The sequence below is a fragment of the Streptomyces sp. NPDC091371 genome (genome assembly GCF_040684275.1).
GTDB lineage: Bacteria > Actinomycetota > Actinomycetes > Streptomycetales > Streptomycetaceae > Streptomyces.
Map to the genome: position 1 here is coordinate 123,130 of NZ_JBFBFP010000006.1, position 16,683 is coordinate 139,812.

Annotated in this window: 14 protein-coding genes; 7 read left to right on the forward strand and 7 right to left on the reverse strand. The window is 71.4% G+C overall.

From position 1 onward, the window contains the following. Positions 1 to 7 precede the first annotated feature (7 nt). Genes AB0O21_RS10075 through AB0O21_RS10090 form a run of 4 tightly spaced genes read left to right on the forward strand, consistent with a single transcriptional unit; the run spans position 8 to position 3,943 of the window. Positions 8 to 976, forward strand: a complete 969-nt coding sequence (locus AB0O21_RS10075; protein ID WP_365168577.1) for an ABC transporter permease — start codon at positions 8 to 10, stop codon at positions 974 to 976. After that, positions 973 to 1,959 (forward strand): ABC transporter permease, encoded by a 987-nt coding sequence (locus AB0O21_RS10080; protein WP_365168580.1) that lies wholly within the window; start codon positions 973 to 975, stop codon positions 1,957 to 1,959. Before AB0O21_RS10075 ends, AB0O21_RS10080 begins: the two co-directional genes overlap by 4 nt. Beyond that, complete coding sequence (locus tag AB0O21_RS10085; RefSeq protein ID WP_365168582.1) at positions 1,959 to 2,975, forward strand: ABC transporter ATP-binding protein; 1,017 nt, start codon at positions 1,959 to 1,961, stop codon at positions 2,973 to 2,975. The genes AB0O21_RS10080 and AB0O21_RS10085 overlap by 1 nt, the downstream gene beginning before the upstream one ends. Continuing rightward, positions 2,972 to 3,943: a dipeptide ABC transporter ATP-binding protein gene (locus AB0O21_RS10090; RefSeq protein ID WP_365168585.1), complete on the forward strand. Its 972-nt coding sequence runs from the start codon at positions 2,972 to 2,974 to the stop codon at positions 3,941 to 3,943. Before AB0O21_RS10085 ends, AB0O21_RS10090 begins: the two co-directional genes overlap by 4 nt. Before the next feature lie 74 nt (positions 3,944 to 4,017). Here the strand turns inward: AB0O21_RS10090 and AB0O21_RS10095 are convergent, their stop codons facing one another. Beyond that, positions 4,018 to 6,093, reverse strand: coding sequence for an alpha/beta fold hydrolase (locus AB0O21_RS10095; RefSeq protein WP_365168587.1), 2,076 nt, complete (start codon positions 6,091 to 6,093; stop codon positions 4,018 to 4,020). A gap of 96 nt (positions 6,094 to 6,189) precedes the next feature. On the opposite strand from AB0O21_RS10095, the gene AB0O21_RS10100 reads away from it, so the two are divergent. Beyond that, a complete protein-coding gene (locus tag AB0O21_RS10100; protein ID WP_365168589.1) occupies positions 6,190 to 7,737 on the forward strand; it encodes an MFS transporter in 1,548 nt (515 codons plus the stop codon). 5 nt (positions 7,738 to 7,742) lie between these two features. Here the strand turns inward: AB0O21_RS10100 and AB0O21_RS10105 are convergent, their stop codons facing one another. From AB0O21_RS10105 to AB0O21_RS10115, 3 genes are all read right to left on the reverse strand, one after another. After that, positions 7,743 to 8,309 carry a hypothetical protein gene (locus tag AB0O21_RS10105; RefSeq protein ID WP_365168591.1) on the reverse strand — a complete coding sequence of 189 codons (567 nt, stop codon included), beginning with the start codon at positions 8,307 to 8,309 and terminating at the stop codon, positions 7,743 to 7,745. A gap of 24 nt (positions 8,310 to 8,333) precedes the next feature. Then, positions 8,334 to 9,725 carry a cytochrome P450 gene (locus AB0O21_RS10110; protein WP_365168594.1) on the reverse strand — a complete coding sequence of 464 codons (1,392 nt, stop codon included), beginning with the start codon at positions 9,723 to 9,725 and terminating at the stop codon, positions 8,334 to 8,336. A 100-nt stretch (positions 9,726 to 9,825) separates the two neighbouring features. Next, positions 9,826 to 10,215, reverse strand: coding sequence for a hypothetical protein (locus AB0O21_RS10115; protein WP_365168596.1), 390 nt, complete (start codon positions 10,213 to 10,215; stop codon positions 9,826 to 9,828). A 161-nt stretch (positions 10,216 to 10,376) separates the two neighbouring features. Here AB0O21_RS10115 and AB0O21_RS10120 point away from each other — a divergent pair, with 161 nt between their 5' ends. Beyond that, positions 10,377 to 10,775: a hypothetical protein gene (locus AB0O21_RS10120; protein WP_365168599.1), complete on the forward strand. Its 399-nt coding sequence runs from the start codon at positions 10,377 to 10,379 to the stop codon at positions 10,773 to 10,775. A gap of 12 nt (positions 10,776 to 10,787) precedes the next feature. On the opposite strand, the gene AB0O21_RS10125 is transcribed toward AB0O21_RS10120, so the two are convergent. From AB0O21_RS10125 to AB0O21_RS10135, 3 genes are all read right to left on the reverse strand, one after another. Continuing rightward, positions 10,788 to 11,042, reverse strand: a complete 255-nt coding sequence (locus tag AB0O21_RS10125) for a hypothetical protein (protein ID WP_365168602.1) — start codon at positions 11,040 to 11,042, stop codon at positions 10,788 to 10,790. A 119-nt stretch (positions 11,043 to 11,161) separates the two neighbouring features. Then, positions 11,162 to 12,691 carry a UDP-N-acetylglucosamine 1-carboxyvinyltransferase gene (locus AB0O21_RS10130; RefSeq protein WP_365168605.1) on the reverse strand — a complete coding sequence of 510 codons (1,530 nt, stop codon included), beginning with the start codon at positions 12,689 to 12,691 and terminating at the stop codon, positions 11,162 to 11,164. 57 nt (positions 12,692 to 12,748) lie between these two features. Then, positions 12,749 to 13,276, reverse strand: coding sequence for a hypothetical protein (locus AB0O21_RS10135; RefSeq protein WP_365168608.1), 528 nt, complete (start codon positions 13,274 to 13,276; stop codon positions 12,749 to 12,751). A 491-nt stretch (positions 13,277 to 13,767) separates the two neighbouring features. On the opposite strand from AB0O21_RS10135, the gene acnA reads away from it, so the two are divergent. Then, positions 13,768 to 16,482: an aconitate hydratase AcnA gene (gene acnA, locus AB0O21_RS10140; protein ID WP_365168611.1), complete on the forward strand. Its 2,715-nt coding sequence runs from the start codon at positions 13,768 to 13,770 to the stop codon at positions 16,480 to 16,482. Positions 16,483 to 16,683 lie beyond the last annotated feature (201 nt).

The following is a 16,683-nucleotide window of genomic DNA, read 5'->3' on the forward strand; positions in this document are numbered from 1 at the left end:
CGACACCATGACCACCACAGCACCGGGCGCTGCCCCCGACACCGCCGAAGCCAAGCCCGCGGCAGCGTCGGCACCGCCCGGCAGCAGCCCCTGGCAGCTCGCCCGGCGGGAGCTCCGCCGCCGTCCCGCCGTCCGCGTCAGCCTCTGCGTCGTCCTCCTCTTCGTCCTGATGGCCGTCACCGCCCCCTGGCTGGGGGCGCTGGGCGGCTGGTCGCCCGAGGAGTTCGACAAGACCGCCATCGACCCCTACCTCGGGGGCCAGCCCCTCGGCTCCTTCGGCGGGATCAGCCCCGAGCACTGGCTCGGCGTCGAACCCGTCACCGGCCGCGACCTGTTCGCCCGCGTGGTCCACGGCGCGCAGGTCTCCCTCCTCATCGCCTTCGCCGCGACCGCCATCGTGGTCGTCGCGGGCACCGCCGCCGGGATCGCCGCCGGCTACTTCGGCGGCCGCACCGACGCGGTGCTGTCCCGGCTGATGGACCTGACCATGTCCTTCCCGTCCCTCATCTTCATGATCGCGATGCTGTCCGTCGCCAAGGACGTCAACCGCATCGTCCTCATGACCAGTGTCATCGGGATCTTCGGCTGGCCCGGAGTCGCCCGCGTCGTCCGGGGCCAGACCCTCTCCCTCAAACACCGCGAGTACGTCGACGCCGCCCGCGTCGGCGGCGCCGGCTCCTGGCGGATCCTGACCCGCGACATCCTCCCGGGCGTCTCGGGCCCGGTCATCGCCTACACCACCCTGCTCATCCCCGGCATGATCAGCACCGAGGCGGCGCTCAGCTACCTCGGCGTGGGCGTCCGCCCGCCCACCCCCTCCTGGGGCCAGATGATCGCCGAGTCCGTCGCCTTCTACGAGACCGACCCCATGTACTTCGTGATCCCGAGCGTGTTCCTCTTCCTCGCCGTGCTCGCCTTCACCCTGCTCGGCGACGCCCTGCGCGACATCCTCGACCCGAGGGGCGGCCGCACGTGATCCTCTACCTCGCCCGCCGGCTGCTCGCCCTCGCGGGAGTGCTGCTCGCCATCGCCGCCGTCACCTTCCTCATCTTCTACGTCCTGCCCGCGGACCCGGCCGCGGCCGCCTGCGGCAAGACCTGCAGTGCCGAGCGGCTGGCCGACGTACGCGCCTACCTGGGCCTCGACCAGCCCCTGTGGCGGCAGTTCACCGACTTCCTGACCGGCATCTTCACCGGCCGCACCCTCGGCACCGGCCAGTACGCCGTCCAGTGCGACTTCCCCTGCCTGGGCTACTCGTACGAGAACTCCCTGCCCGTCTGGGACCTGCTCATGGACCGGCTCCCCGTCTCCGCCTCCCTTGCCGTCGGCGCCGCCGTGCTGTGGCTGGCCCTCGGCCTCGGCGCCGGGGTCACCGCCGCCCTGCGCAAGGACACCGCCACCGACAAGGCCCTGATGGTGGGCGCGGTCGCCGCCGCCTCCCTGCCCGTCTACTTCACCTCCGTGATGCTGATCTACGGAGTCATCCGCGTCGCGGGCCTGCTGCCCTACCCCGCCTACCAGTCCTTCACCGACGACCCGCTCGCCTGGGCGGCCAACCTGCTGCTGCCGTGGATCGCGCTCGCCCTGCTCTACGCGGCCATGTACGCGCGCCAGAGCCGCGGTTCGATGATCGAGGCGATGGCCGAGCCGTACATCCGCACCGCCCGCGCCAAGGGCATGCCCGAGCGCACGGTCGTCGTCAAACACGGGCTGCGTTCCGGGATGACCCCGATCCTGACCATCTTCGGAATGGACCTCGGCGGACTGCTCGCCGGGGCCGTCATCACCGAGTCCATCTTCGGACTCCCCGGCATCGGGCGGCTGTTCTACGGGGCGCTCGTCAGCTCCGACCAGCCCGTGGTCCTCGGCGTCACCCTGCTCGCCGCCTTCTTCATCGTCGTCGCCAACCTCGTCGTCGACCTCCTGTACGCCGTCGTCGACCCGAGAGTGAGGTACTGATGGCCGCACCGCTCCTCGAAGTCCGCGACCTGAGCGTCACGTTCACCACCCCGCGGGGCGTCGTACGGGCCGTCGACTCGATCGGCTTCACCGTCGAGGCCGGCCGCACCCTCGGTATCGTCGGCGAGTCCGGCTCGGGCAAATCCGTCACCTCGCTGGCCGTGATGGGCCTGCACCGGGAGGGCGCGGAGGTGAGCGGCTCCGTCACGCTCGCCGGACGGGAACTGACCGGCCTGTCCGAGCGGGAGCTGTCCCGCATCCGCGGCCGCAAGATGGCCATGATCTTCCAGGACCCGCTGTCCAGCCTGCACCCCTACTACACGGTCGGCGAGCAGATCGCCGAGCACTTCCGGGTGCACTTCAAGGCCGGCCGGGCCGCCGCCCGCAAACGCGCCGTCGACATGCTCGGCGAGGTCGGCATCCCCGAACCGGCCCGCCGGGCGGGGGAGTACCCGCACCAGTTCTCCGGCGGCATGCGCCAGCGCGCCATGATCGCCATGGCGCTGGCCTGCGAGCCCGACCTGCTGATCGCCGACGAGCCGACCACCGCCCTGGACGTCACCGTGCAGGCGCAGATCCTGGAGCTGATCGCCCGGCTCCAGGAGGAGCGCGGCCTCGGCGTCGTGATGATCACCCATGACCTGGGGGTCGTCGCCCGCGTCGCCCACGAGGTGCTGGTCATGTACGGCGGCCGGGCCGCCGAACAGGCCGCCGCCGAGGCCCTGTTCGCGGAACCCGCCCACCCCTACACCCGCGGCCTGCTCGACTCGCTGCCCCGCCTCGACACCGCCGACGACGTCCCCCTGCCCTTCATCCCCGGCTCCCCGCCCTCGCTGCTCGCACCGGCCGACGGCTGCGCCTTCGCCCCGCGCTGTACGAAGGCGGCCGCGCGCTGCACCGACGTACGCCCGGCCCTCGAGGCCCACGGGCACGGGCCGGACGCCCGCACGGTGGCCTGCCACTTCGCCTTCGCGGACGCCCTTGGGGACCGCACCGCCGAGGAGGCGGCCCGATGACAAGTACGCTGCTCTCCGTCCGCGACCTCACCATGACCTTCCCCGGGAAGCGGTCCGTGACCGGGCGCCGGGGGGCGCCCGTGCGCGCCGTGGACGGGGTCTCCTTCGACCTGGCCGCCGGTCAGACCCTCGGGCTGGTCGGGGAGTCGGGCTGCGGGAAGTCCACCACGGGCCGGATGCTGGTGCGGCTGCTGGAGCCCACCTCGGGCACGGTCGCCTTCGAGGGCAAGGACATCAGCCGGCTCTCCGCGTCCGCCATGCGGCCGATGCGCAGGCACATCCAGATGGTCTTCCAGGACCCCCACTCCTCCCTCAACCCCCGCCAGACCGTGGCGCGGATCATCTCCGACCCGCTGCTGGTCCAGGGCTGGAGCGCGGCCGACGCCCGTCGCCGGGCCGCCGAGCTGATGGACCTGGTCGGCCTGATCCCCGAGCACATCGACCGCTACCCGCACGAGTTCTCCGGCGGCCAGGCCCAGCGCATCGGCATCGCACGCTCGCTGGCCACCAGCCCGCGCCTCGTCATCGCCGACGAGCCGGTCTCCGCCCTCGACGTCTCCGTCCAGGCGCAGATCGTCAACCTGATGGAGCGGCTGCGCGCGGAACTGGGCCTGGCCTACGTGTTCATCGCGCACGACCTCTCCGTCGTCAAACGGGTCAGCGACCGGGTCGCCGTCATGTACCTCGGCCGGATCGTCGAGATCGGGGACAAGAAGTCCCTCTACGAGAACCCCCAGCACCCGTACACCCGGGCGCTGTTGTCCGCCGTCCCGCTGCCCGACCCGGCGGCGGAACGGCGGCGGGAGCGGATCGTGCTGCTCGGCGACCCGCCGAGCCCGGCCGCCCCACCCCCGGGCTGCACCTTCCACCCGCGCTGCCCCAAGGCGCAGGAGGTCTGCCGCACCGAGCGGCCGCTGCTGCGGCTCGCCGCCTCGCGGGAGGTGGCCTGTCACTTCCCCGGTGACTGACGGGGATCCAGGGGAAGGGGAGGGGCCCCGGGGACAACGGCGTCTCCGGGGCCCTTCCGCGCGTTCGGTGCGGCTCAGGCCAGGGCCAGCTCGCGGCGGAAGAACTCCAGCTCCAGCGCCATCACCTTCTCGCGGGTGCCGCCCGGGGTCATGTGGGTGACGCCCGGGAGGGCCAGCAGCTGGTGGGGGCGGCCCGCGTCCGTCAGGGCCTGCGAGAGGCGCAGGGTGTGGGAGGGGTGGACGTTGTCGTCGGCCAGGCCCGTGACGAGGAGCAGCGGGCGGGTCAGCTTCGGGGCGTCCGGGAGCAGGGAGTCCCGTTCGTAGACCTCCGGGTGGTCCTGCGGGAGGCCCAGGTAGCGCTCGGTGTACGCCGTGTCGTAGTGCCGGAAGTCGGTCGGCGCGGCCCCGGCCACCGCCGCGTGGAAGACGTCCGGGCGGCGGAGCACCGCCATGGCCGAGAGGTAGCCGCCGTAGGACCAGCCGCGGATGCCGACCCGGCCGAGGTCGAGGTCCCGGTGGCGCGCGCCCAGTGCCCGCAGGGCTGCGACCTGGTCCTCCAGGGGCACCCCGGAGAAGCCGCGGTACATGGCGTGCGTGTGGGCGGGAGAGACGTACGCGGTCCCGCGGTTGTCGACGGTCACCACGGCGAAGCCCTGGTCGGCCCACCACTGGCGGGCCTGCCAGCGGCGCGGTTCGGCGCTGACGTCCTGCATGCCCGGGCCGCCGTAGCTGTCCATCAGTACGGGCAGCCGGCGGCCGGGGACGTGGCCGCGGGGGAGGACCAGGGCGGTGGGGACGCCGTGCTCGGTCACCCGCTCCAGGACCGGGACGACCCGGTGGGGGAGCGGCTCGGACAGGTCGGCGGGGGTGAACTGCCGCCCGTCCGCGGTGCGTACGGTCCGCCGGAACCCGTCCGCGTCGGCCGAGGTCAGCAGCAGGGTCCCGGCCGAGGCCTCGATGGAGTGCACCCCGGGGCCGTCGGCGAGCGGGGTCAGCTCCCCGGTGGCCGGGTCGAGGAGCAGCACCTGCTGTTCGGCGGGGTCGCGCAGCGCGGCCTCGATGAGCAGGGAGCCCTCGTGGATCCCGGCCACGCGGCGGACCTGGACCGCGTCGCCGGTGAGCGGCTTCCCGTCGACGGCGAGGGCGCGGGCGGCTCCGCCGGGGGTGTCGGCGGAGGTCAGCATCCGCCCGTCGGGGAGGCGGGCCGGGGTGCCGGGCAGCAGGGGGTCCACCCACTGGGGGTGCGTGGTGCGGGAGAGCTCCCGGGTGCGGCCGGTGGCCGGGTCGGCGGACAGCAGCAGGACGCATCGCTGGAGCCGGTCCTGGACGGTGAGCAGGATCTCCGACTCCGTCTCCCAGCCCGCGTCGGAGACGTACGGGTAGGTCCCGGCGTCCCAGTCGAGCCGTATCCGGTGCCCGCCCGGGTGCAGGACCCACAGCTGGACGTCGGCGTTGGGGCCGCCCGCCTCGGGGTAGGCGATGTCCTCGCCCGGCAGCTCGGGGTGCGCCGGGTCGGTGAAGTACCGCCGCGGGAGGCCGGATTCGTCGACGCGGGCGGCCAGGAGGGTGTTGCCGTCCGGGGACCACCAGTGGCCCCGGGCGCGCGAGAGCTCCTCGGCGGCGGCGAACTCGGCCACGCCCCAGCGGGCCCCGTCGTCGGGGCTGACCCGGCCGCCGGGGGCGAGGTGCAAGGCGTCGTCGCAGACGTACGCGGTGCGGGAGCCGTCGGCGTTCATGCGCGGGTCGAAGGCGGGTCCGGCGGCCGGGACCTCCTCGGGCGTCCCGGCTCCGGCGGCGCTGACTTCGTACAGGCGCCCGTACAGCGCGAAGACGGCGCGCAGGCCGTCGCCGGAGAGCGCGTACGAGCCGATGCCTGCGGCGACGAGCCGGATGCGCTCGCGCAGCCGGCGCTCGGCGGCGGGCAGGCGGCCCGCGGCGGGGCCCGGCTCGGGGCACAGCTCGCGGGGGTCGGCAAGCCGGGTTTCGGTGCCGGTGGCGGTGTCGAGTACCCAGAGGCTGTCCAGGGCGTCGGTGGGGCCGTCGGACCGGAGGAACCAGAGCAGCCGGCCGCCGTCCCCGAAGGAGAAGGCGCGCGGGGCTCCGTGGGTGAACCGGGCCGTGTCGGCGGAGAGCCTGAGGAAGTCATCCATATCAGCAGTGTGACATGTGAAATGGCACTATCCGTAGGGTGTGGCACTAGGCCGTTCGAGTGGTGACCCCGTGGGAGCGGGCTTAGCGTCGAAAAGGTGGACGCGAACACATCGCCGAACACCAACGGGACCGACGGCAAGGTCCGAGGAAGCGGGAACGGTCTCGCGCTGTTCGTCATCGCCTCCTGCCAGCTCATGGTGGTCCTCGACATCACCATCGTGAACATCGCGCTGCCGCACATCCAGACCGCGCTCGACTTCTCCACCGAGAGCCTTTCCTGGGTCGTCAACGCCTACACCCTCGCCTTCGGCGGTCTGCTGCTCCTCGGCGGCCGGGCGGGCGACATCCTCGGCCGCAAACGCGTCTTCATCTTCGGCGTCCTGATCTTCGGCCTCGCCTCCCTGCTCGGCGGACTGGCGCAGAACGAGGGCCAGTTGATGGCCGCCCGGGCCCTCCAGGGCGTCGGTGGAGCCATCGCCTCGCCGACCTCCCTCGCACTGATCACCACCACCTTCCGCGAAGGACCCGCGCGCAACCGCGCCTTCGGCGTCTTCGCGGGAGTCTCGGCGGCCGGCGGCGCGATCGGCCTGCTCGCGGGCGGCATCCTCGTCGAATGGCTCAACTGGCGCTGGGTGTTCTTCGTCAACGTCCCGATCGCCGTCCTCATCGCCGTGCTGGCCAGGAAGGTGATCCGCGAGTCCGAACGCCACCCCGGGCACTTCGACCTCGCCGGAGCGCTGCTGTCCACCGCAGGCATGGTCGCGCTTGTGTACGGCTTCATCCGAGCCTCCCAGGAAGGCTGGCGCGACCCCTTCACGCTCGGCTCCTTCGGCGCCGCCGTGGTCCTGCTGACCCTGTTCTTCCTCAACGAGCGCCGCTCGCCGCAGCCGATCACCCCGCTGCACATGTTCGCCGACCGCAACCGGGCCGGGACCTACGGGATCATGCTGATGCTCGCCTGTGCGATCTTCGGCATGTTCTTCTTCCTCACGCTCTTCGTGCAGATCGTGCTCGGCTTCAGCCCGCTCCAGGCCGGCCTCGCCTTCCTGCCGGTGAGCGCGGTCGTCGCGGTGGGCGCCGGCATCACCTCGCAGCTGCTGCCCAAGTTCGGGCCCAAACCCTTCATGGTCGCCGGCGCGCTGTGCTCGGCGGCGGGCCTCGCCTGGCTGACGCAGACCGACATCCATTCGACGTACCTGGGCAGCATCCTCGGCCCGCTGCTGATCTTCGGCCTCGGTATGGGTCTGCAGTTCGTCTCGCTGACGCTGATGGCCCTGTCCAACGTCCCCGACCGGGAGTCGGGAGCGGCATCCGGACTGCTCAACTCGATGCAGCAGATTGGCGGTTCGCTCGGCCTGTCGATCCTGGTGACGGTCTTCGGCACGGCCAGCCGCAACGAGGCCAAGGACCAGGCGCCGGGCTTCCTGCGCACCGCCAGCCCCGAACAGCTGGCCTACTTCAAGCGCACCGGGCAGTACCCGAAGCCGTGGAGCGACCAGGTGCTCACCTCGGGCATCAGCGCGGCGTTCGTGGTGGCGGCCCTGTTCACCCTGGTCGGCGCGTTGATCGCGCTGCTCGTCATCCAGGTCCGCCCCTCGGACCTCGAACGGCTCCAGGGCAACCACACGCAGACGAAGGTCTAGGGCCGCTACGGGTCGTGCGGCTGGACGAGCGCCCGCAGCCGGGCGGCGTCGGCCCGCGTGTTCATCCGCAGCGACAGCCAGGACCCGTCCGCGAAGGCCAGGTCCACCCGCGTCGGCCGGCGCCGCAGCGGCGGTACCGGACGCAGCGCGCAGCCCGCGGTGCGGCTCTCCCGGGCCGGGTCCCCGCGGCCCCACGGCGGCCGGGCGGTGATCCTGCCCGGGGTCGCGGCGAAGGTGCCGCGCGGGCCCCGCGTCTCGGTGTGCCAGCGCGTCCAGTGGAAGCCGTGCAGGGCCAGGGCGAGGCGCCCGGCCTCGCTGCCCCAGCCGCCGCGCAGGGCCGGGCCGTGCAGGAGCCGCCCGATCAGCCGGGCGGCCCGTTCGAAGGGATCGAGGAGCGCGGCCACCGCGTCGGCGAGGTCGTCGGGCAGCGCCTTCAGGAAGCGGATGAGGAAGAAGTCGCCGATCCGGCGCGGCAGTGGCGCCCGGGCCGGGGAACCGGGCAGCAGGGCCCGCGCGGGTCTCCGTACGTACGTGGACAAACGACCTGGAATCTCCTCAATCACCTCATCCATCCGGCCATGATGGCCGGGCGGCCCTCAGCCTTCCAAGCTCCTGACCCGGCAGCGCGTCGGCCCCTGCGTCAGCAGGGTGATCCCGGTGCTGACCGGGACGGAGGTGTCCACGGCCTCGAACTCGTAGGCCCGCAGGATCATGGCCAGCGCGATCACCGACTCCAGCATCGAGAAGTGCTGCCCGATGCAGGCCCGCGGACCGCCCCCGAAGGGGAACCAGGCGTAGCGCGGGCGCGCCGCCTCCGCCTCCGGGGTGAACCGGTCGGGGTCGAAGCGCTCCGGATCCGCCCAGTAGTCCGGGTGGCGGTGCGTCACCCACGGCGCCAGTATCACGCTCGCGCCGGCCGGAATCGTGTACCCGCCGGACTCGAAGGCGGCGACGGCGTTGCGGCCGATGACCGGGGCCGCCGGGTACAGCCGCATGGCCTCCTTGAGTACCTGGGTGAGGTACGGGAGCCGGTCCATGTCGGCCGCCTCGGGCGTGCGGTCGCCGAGCACCCGGGTGATCTCCTCGCGGGCCCGCCGCTGCTGCTCGGGGTGGCGGGCCAGCAGGTGGAGCGCGAAGCAGAGGGAGGTGGCGGTCGTCTCGTGCCCGGCGAGCAGGAAGATCAGCACCTGGTCGCGCAGCTCGGAGGCGTCGAACTCCCCGTCGTCCGAGCTCCTGGCACCGGCGAGCAGGCTCAGCAGGTCCTCCCCCTCGCCGCCTTCCCCGGAGTCCGCCGTCCGCCGCCGCACGGCGATGATCTCGTCGCAGACCCCGTACAGCTCGTCCAGCGCCGCGGCCGCCCGCCGGTTGTTCGGGGTGGGCCAGGTGCGCGGGATGTTGACGGGGGAGTAGCCGCGGCGGAGCACGTAATCGGTGAGGACCGGAACGCACCGGGCCACGACGTCGACCGCGGCCTCGACGTCGGTACCGAAGAGGATCCGGGCGACGGCGCGCAGGGCGAAGTGCGTCATCTCGTCGGACACGTCGACGACCCCGTCCGCGGCCCCCTGCCACGCCGTTATGACCGACGCGGTCTCGGCGGCCACGGCCCTGGCGTAACCGTCCACCCGCCGCTTGGTGAACAGCGGCTGGATGAGCCGGCGCTGGCGCAGGTAGTCCTCGTCCTGGCTGGTCAGCAGCCCGTTGCCGAAGGAGTCCCGGATCTCCTGGTAAAAGGGGTTGTCCTTGCGGAAGTTGGCCGACTGGCCGGCGAGCACCTGCTGGGCGCCCTCCGCCGAGAACAGGCAGTGCAACTCGGCGCGCAGGCCGGGCGGGCCGACGGAGATCCGCACGACGTCGCCGTGTTGCCGCTGGGCCCGCAGGTAGGTGGCGAGCGTGTCGCCCTTCAGGTCGAACAGCGACCCGACGACGGGCGCCCCCGCGAGCAGGGGGATCTCCCCGCCGGCTTCCGCCTTCGCATCCACTGCCATGGTCGCCCCCTCGTTCCGTACCGTCGGCCCGATTGTGCCGTTCCCGGGGGACCCGCTGCCATGTGGGATCCCCCGGGTGGCCGAATCACCACCGGACCGGTCAGTGCGTCCCGTTGGACCCGCTGCGGGCTATCTCCGCGTCCACGGCGGCGAGTTCGGCCTGCCGGCCCATGAGCTCCAACTGCTCCCGGTAGTTGACCAGCGCGGTCACGAGCAGCCCCTCCCGGCCGGCTTCCAGCGCGCACATCCGGCGCGCGGCGGCGACGGACTCGGCCCGCAGGGCCAGCGCTATGCGGGGCCGGTGGGCGAACTCGATGCGGCTGTACTCGAACAGAGCCTCCGTCAGCAGCGGCAGGTAGGCGAGCGGACTGACCTGGACGAGGGTGCGGTAGGCGGCGACCTGTTGGCGGATGGGCAGTGTTCCGGACCCGAGGAGGGCGACCCGGGCTCGCAGGACCTCGTGGTGACTGATGTGCGCCGTGTGATTCATGACGCTGATTCTGAAAGCCGCAGAGGGGGTCGCACCAGGGCAAACGACTATGCCGTTCGTCCTACGAAAATGCCCTCTGACCTGTCATGATTGATACGTCATCACCCCGCTTGATCCACTACCGCGATCGTCTCGGACATCAGGCGGCGAAGGATCCGTTCATGCACCACCAGACACTCCCTGACGACCCCCCATCGGAGCGGGTGCACGGGGAGATGCCGCCACCTCCCGCCCATCCGCCGACAGCGGGGCGACGTCCGACCGCCGGGCCCTCCGTACGGTCGGCGCTGGTCGGCCTTGCCGTGGGCCTGGCGGTCGCCGGGATCGCGGCGCTCGCGGTCGACACCGGCGACGCACCGGAGATGGTCCCCTGCGGGGTCACCGGCGCCATGTGCCCGGCGGAGACGGCCCGCCGGTCACCGGCGCCGCCGCCGACGCCCACCGTCCGGTATCCGCAGCAGCGGCCCCCGGCGCCCCGACAGCCCCGCTGCCGCACGGTGCAGGTCCCGTACGGGCACGGCTACGGGAACGCCTACACGTACGAGACGGTGTGCGACTGACGCGTTCGGCGGTTACGGGTTCACGGTCGCCGTGGCGGTGAACCCGCAGCACTCGAAGGTCTGTACCGGCACGCCCGAGGTCTGCGTGATCTTCACGCCTTCGAGGACCGCGTTCGTGTCGACCTCTGTTGCGATGACCGCGACGCCGTGGACCCCGCCCCTGATCCGGTCCTTGCGGATCGTGAACGAACCGTCCTGGAGGGCCATTCCGACGTACGAGCTCTGCTGGATGTCGTTGTGGCCGATGTCGAGCCCCGTGCCGGCCACGTAGATCCCGACCTGGTTGCCGACGATCCGGTTGCGCTGCAGGACGGTGCCGGCCGCGTCGGCGACGATGCCCGCGTGCTCGGTGAAGGAGTCGGCGGTGTCGCGATCCCTGGATGTCCCTAGATGTCCCTGAAGATCTCGATCTGGGCGCCCACCGAGTTGAGGCGCTCGGCCAGTTCCTCGTAGCCGCGGTTGATCACGTAGACGTTGCGGAGCACCGAGGTGCCCTCGGCCGCCATCATCGCCAGGAGGACGACCACCGCCGGGCGCAGGGCCGGCGGGCACATCATTTCCGCCGCGCGCCAGCGGGTGGGGCCCTCGACCAGGACGCGGTGGGGGTCCAGGAGTTGGAGGCGGCCGCCGAGGCGGTTCAGGTCGGTGAGGTAGATGGCGCGGTTGTCGTACACCCAGTCGTGGATGAGGGTCTGGCCCTGTGCCACGGCGGCGATGGCCGCGAAGAACGGGACGTTGTCGATGTTCAGCCCGGGGAACGGCATCGGGTGGATCTTGTCGATCGGGGCTTCGAGCTTCGACGGGCGGACCGTCAGGTCGACCAGGCGGGTGCGGCCGTTGTCCGCCGTGTACTCCGCCGAGCGGTCGTGGTCGAGGCCCATCTCCTCCAGGACCGCGAGCTCGATCTCCATGAACTCGATCGGGACCCGGCGGATGGTCAGTTCGGATTCCGTGACCACGGCGGCGGCCAGGAGGCTCATCGCCTCGACCGGGTCCTCGGAGGGGGAGTAGTCCACGTCCACGTCGATGTTCGGGATGCCGTGGACGGTGAGGGTGGTGGTGCCGATGCCCTCGACCTTCACCCCCAGCGCCTCCAGGAAGAAGCACAGGTCCTGGACCATGTAGTTGGAGGAGGCGTTGCGGATGACGGTGACGCCGTCGTGGCGCGCGGCGGCCAGCAGCGCGTTCTCGGTGACCGTGTCCCCGCGCTCGGTCAGCACGATCGGGCGGCCGGGCGAGACGCCGGGCTCGACCTGTGCGTGGTAGATGCCCTCGGTCGCGGTGATGTCCAGGCCGAAGCGGCGCAGGGCGATCATGTGCGGCTCGATGGTGCGGGTGCCGAGGTCGCAGCCGCCGGCGTAGGGCAGGCGGAAGTTGTCCATGCGGTGGAGCAGCGGGCCCAGGAACATGATGATGCTGCGGGTGCGGACGGCCGCGTCCGCGTCGATCGCGTCCATGTCGAGGCGGGCCGGCGGGACCAGTTCCAGATCCACGCCGTCGTTGATCCAGCGGGTGCGGACGCCGATGGAGTTCAGGACCTCCAGGAGGCGGTAGACCTCCTCGATGCGGGCCACGCGGCGGAGCACCGTACGACCCTTGTTGAGCAGGGAGGCGCAGAGCAGGGCGACGCAGGCGTTCTTGCTCGTCTTGACGTCGATGGCGCCGGACAGGCGGCGGCGGCCGACCACGCGCAGGTGCATCGGGCCGGCATAGCCCAGGGAGACGATTTCGCTGTCGAGTGCCTCGCCGATCCGGGCGATCATCTCAAGGCTGATGTTCTGGTTGCCGCGCTCGATCCGGTTCACGGCGCTCTGGCTGGTGCCGAGGGCGTCGGCGAGCTGACTCTGCGTCCAGCCCCGGTGCTGCCGGGCGTCACGGATGAGCTTGCCGATGCGTACGAGGTAGTCGTCTGCCATGGGTGCACCGTATCTCAGATATGAGATGTTGATCGCGGGGGGTGTGGCATTTGGGTGTTATTGGCCGTCAGGTCCCATGGTGGGGTGGTTGGTGGCGTGCTGCCCGGCGAGTTGCGGTTCGGCTGGACGGGGGCGGGTGGGCGTGTCCGGGGCCCGGCCGGGCCCCGGACACGAACGCGTCGGGCCCCGGCGCTCCCGCCGCACCCGCACGCGCGGTGGCGGCCACCGTGCACCGCCGCGTACGAGGCCGGGCGCGGGCCCGAGCCCGCGCGGGCCGCCCGGGCCGAAGCCGCCCGGCCCGCCGGGGACTCCGCGTCGTGCACCACGCGGGCGCCCACCAGGGTCATCCGCACCCCGGTTCCGCTGATGCGGCGGCTTCCCCGCATCCGCCAGGGCCCGGTAGAGCTCCAGTTCGCGCCGGCCGACCAGGGCGATCGGGCGGCGGGTCGGCAGCACGTCCAGCACCGCGTGGTGCGGGACGGTCCCCTTCGGCAGCAGCCCGACCGGGTTCCAGTCCTCCACGGCCGGCCGGCGGTCCGGCTCCGCCGCGGCGCTGCCGGTTTCGGCGAGGACGTCATGACCCACCCCGGACGACGAAATCCGTACGATGGCCCGCGTGCCAGGACCAGGACCCGGACCCACCGTCGCCGGCATCGCGCGCGTCTCCCGAGGACGCGGAAGGGCGGGCCTTCGGCCGGGCCTTCGCCGCGCCCGGCCGCCCCGACGCCGTGTACACGCTTTACGATCCGGGCGGCCGCCAGGTGCCGGCCGCCGCCGCGCGCGATGGGCTCCGTACGCCCCGGGACCTCTTCCTGGTCTGCGCGGCTGGTGGAATCGGGGCAAGCGGAAGCGACCGGTCGGCTGACCGCCCCGGCGGGCCTGAGGGTGCGCGCCTCGTCCCTGACCCCGGACATGTACTAGAGTTATCTCGACATCGAGATATCTGCCGAAGGCGAACCGCAGCCGCCCCCGCTGGTAAGGGTTACCTAACTTAGCCTTACCTTAGCGGATTGGCCAAGGGGCGTGGCGGCAGGATGCGGTAATTACGCGCGAATTCATGCATGAAGGAGACTGTCGTGTCGGCGAACAGCTTCGACGCCCGCAGCACGCTGCAGGTGGGCGACGAGTCGTACGAGATCTTCCGGCTGGACAAGGTCGAGGGCGCCGCGCGCCTTCCCTACAGCCTGAAGGTCCTGCTGGAGAACCTGCTCCGTACCGAGGACGGCGCGAACATCACCGCCGACCACATCCGGTCGCTCGGCAACTGGGACTCCCAGGCCCAGCCCAGCGAGGAGATCCAGTTCACGCCGGCCCGCGTGATCATGCAGGACTTCACCGGCGTTCCCTGCGTCGTGGACCTCGCCACCATGCGCGAGGCCGTGAAGGCCCTCGGCGGCGACCCGGCGAAGATCAACCCGCTCTCGCCCGCCGAGATGGTCATCGACCACTCGGTCATCGCCGACAAGTTCGGCACGAAGGACGCCTTCGCGCAGAACGTCGAGCTGGAGTACGGCCGCAACAAGGAGCGCTACCAGTTCCTGCGCTGGGGCCAGACCGCCTTCGACGACTTCAAGGTCGTCCCCCCGGGCACCGGCATCGTCCACCAGGTCAACATCGAGCACCTGGCCCGCACCGTCATGGTCCGTAACGGCCAGGCGTACCCCGACACCCTCGTCGGCACCGACTCGCACACCACCATGGTCAACGGCCTCGGCGTGCTGGGCTGGGGCGTCGGCGGCATCGAGGCCGAGGCCGCGATGCTCGGCCAGCCGGTCTCCATGCTGATCCCGCGCGTCGTGGGCTTCAAGCTGACCGGCGAGCTGCCGACCGGCACCACCGCCACCGACCTGGTGCTCACCATCACCGAGATGCTGCGCAAGCACGGTGTCGTCGGCAAGTTCGTCGAGTTCTACGGTGAGGGCGTCGCCGCCACCTCCCTCGCGAACCGCGCCACCATCGGCAACATGTCGCCGGAGTTCGGCTCCACCGCCGCGATCTTCCCGATCGACGACGAGACGCTGAAGTACCTGCGCCTGACCGGCCGCGACGCCCAGCAGGTCGCGCTCGTCGAGGCGTACGCCAAGGAGCAGGGCCTGTGGCTGGACCCGGCCGCCGAGCCGGACTTCTCCGAGAAGCTGGAGCTCGACCTCTCCACGGTCGTCCCCTCCATCGCCGGCCCGAAGCGCCCGCAGGACCGCATCGTCCTCGCCAACGCCTCCCAGCAGTTCGCCCTCGACGTGCGCAACTACGTCGAGGACGACGACGAGGCGGGCAAGGAGTCCTTCCCGGCCTCCGACTCCCCGGCCACCGTCGACGGCGTGCCGACCCGCCCGACCCTGGTCACCCTGGCCGACGGCACCTCCTTCGAGATCGACCACGGCGCCGTCACCGTCGCCGCGATCACCTCCTGCACCAACACCTCGAACCCCTACGTCATGGTCGCCGCGGCGCTCGTGGCCAAGAAGGCGGTCGAGAAGGGCCTGTCCCGCAAGCCGTGGGTCAAGACCACCCTGGCCCCGGGCTCGAAGGTCGTCACCGACTACTTCGACAAGGCCGGCCTGACCCCGTACCTCGACAAGATGGGCTTCAACCTCGTCGGGTACGGCTGCACCACCTGCATCGGCAACTCCGGTCCGCTGGACGAGGAGATCTCGAAGGCGATCAACGAGCACGACCTCGCGGTCACCTCGGTGCTCTCCGGCAACCGCAACTTCGAGGGCCGCATCAACCCCGACGTCAAGATGAACTACCTGGCCTCCCCGCCGCTGGTCGTCGCGTACGCCATCGCGGGCTCCATGAAGGTGGACATCACCACCGAGGCCATCGGCGTCGACACCGAGGGCAACCCGGTCTTCCTCAAGGACATCTGGCCCTCCGAGGCCGAGGTCAACGACGTCGTGGCGAACGCCATCGGCGAGGACATGTTCAGCAAGTCCTACCAGGACGTCTTCGCGGGCGACGCCCAGTGGCAGGCGCTGTCGATCCCGACCGGCAACACCTTCGAGTGGGACCCGCAGTCCACCTACGTCCGCAAGCCCCCTTACTTCGAGGGCATGACGATGGAGACCACCCCGGTCTCCGACATCGCCGGCGCGCGCGTGCTGGCGAAGCTGGGCGACTCGGTCACCACCGACCACATCTCCCCGGCCGGTGCGATCAAGGCCGACACCCCGGCCGGCAAGTACCTCACCGAGCACGGCGTCGAGCGCCGCGACTTCAACTCGTACGGTTCCCGCCGCGGCAACCACGAGGTCATGATCCGCGGTACGTTCGCCAACATCCGCCTGCGCAACCAGATCGCGCCGGGCACCGAGGGCGGCTTCACCCGCGACTTCACCGTCGACGGCGCGCCGGTCTCCTTCATCTACGACGCCTCGCAGAACTACCAGGCCGCCGGCATCCCGCTGGTCATCCTGGCGGGCAAGGAGTACGGCTCCGGCTCGTCCCGCGACTGGGCGGCCAAGGGCACCGCGCTGCTCGGCGTCAAGGCCGTCATCGCCGAGTCCTACGAGCGCATCCACCGCTCCAACCTGATCGGCATGGGCGTCCTGCCCCTGCAGTTCCCCGAGGGCGCCACCGCGGCCTCCCTCGGCCTCACCGGCGAGGAGACCTTCTCCTTCACCGGTGTGGAGGAGCTGAACAACGGCACCACCCCGCGCACGGTCAAGGTGACCACCGACACCGGTGTCTCCTTCGACGCGGTCGTCCGCATCGACACCCCCGGTGAGGCGGACTACTACCGCAACGGCGGCATCATGCAGTACGTGCTCCGCAACCTCATCCGCGGCTAAGCACGGCAGCGGCCGGCGCCGCCGCACAGACCGGTACCAAAAGGGCCGTATCCCCGCCGAGGGGGTACGGCCCTTCCGGCTTTCCGGGGGCCGGTCCAGATGACGGACAGGTCTCAACTCGGAAAAGCCGACGGCCATCCGTGTGCATGATCTTGCTCACACGAGCGGAAGTGGACTATACCTGTGCCCGTCCGGACCACC

Excerpts from the sequence above, each read along its gene's own strand:
- AB0O21_RS10120 (WP_365168599.1), top strand. The coding sequence starts at position 10,377 with ATGCACCACCAGACACTCCCTGACGACCCCCCATCGGAGCGGGTGCAC.
- AB0O21_RS10075 (WP_365168577.1), top strand. The coding sequence starts at position 8 with ATGACCACCACAGCACCGGGCGCTGCCCCCGACACCGCCGAAGCCAAG.
- AB0O21_RS10095 (WP_365168587.1), bottom strand. The coding sequence starts at position 6,093 with ATGGATGACTTCCTCAGGCTCTCCGCCGACACGGCCCGGTTCACCCAC.
- AB0O21_RS10090 (WP_365168585.1), top strand. The coding sequence starts at position 2,972 with ATGACAAGTACGCTGCTCTCCGTCCGCGACCTCACCATGACCTTCCCC.
- AB0O21_RS10085 (WP_365168582.1), top strand. The coding sequence starts at position 1,959 with ATGGCCGCACCGCTCCTCGAAGTCCGCGACCTGAGCGTCACGTTCACC.
- AB0O21_RS10110 (WP_365168594.1), bottom strand. The coding sequence starts at position 9,725 with ATGGCAGTGGATGCGAAGGCGGAAGCCGGCGGGGAGATCCCCCTGCTC.
- AB0O21_RS10105 (WP_365168591.1), bottom strand. The coding sequence starts at position 8,309 with ATGGATGAGGTGATTGAGGAGATTCCAGGTCGTTTGTCCACGTACGTA.
- AB0O21_RS10130 (WP_365168605.1), bottom strand. The coding sequence starts at position 12,691 with ATGGCAGACGACTACCTCGTACGCATCGGCAAGCTCATCCGTGACGCC.
- AB0O21_RS10115 (WP_365168596.1), bottom strand. The coding sequence starts at position 10,215 with ATGAATCACACGGCGCACATCAGTCACCACGAGGTCCTGCGAGCCCGG.